The organism is Cupriavidus sp. SIMBA_020 (genome assembly GCF_046535395.1).
Taxonomy (GTDB): Bacteria; Pseudomonadota; Gammaproteobacteria; order Burkholderiales; family Burkholderiaceae; genus Cupriavidus; species Cupriavidus campinensis.
Genome location: NZ_JAWRWU010000405.1, coordinates 1 through 279 on the forward strand (window position 1 = coordinate 1; position 279 = coordinate 279).

At 62.7% G+C, this 279-nt stretch carries 1 protein-coding gene; it reads right to left on the bottom strand.

Going from position 1 to position 279, the window contains the following annotated elements:
- Window positions 1–279: family 1 glycosylhydrolase (locus SB751_RS29790; protein ID WP_410748997.1), on the bottom strand; the 279-nt coding region annotated here is incomplete at both ends.

A 279-nucleotide genomic window follows, 5' to 3' on the forward strand; every position in this document is an offset into this window, starting at 1 on the left:
CTTGCGTTCGGCGATGAAGCGCGCGATCAGTTCGGCGCTGCGTTTTTTCGTGCGCTTCTGCGTGTCGTAATCCACGTGCACGACGCCGAAGCGCCGCTCATAGCCGAACGCCCACTCGAAGTTGTCGAGCAGCGACCACACGAAATAACCGCGCACGTCCACGCCCGCCTTGATCGCCGTGTCCACGGCGCCCAGGTGACGCTTGAGGAACGCGATGCGTTGCGAATCGACCACTTCGCCGTCGATCACGTCGTCGTCGGAGGCCATGCCGTTTTCGGT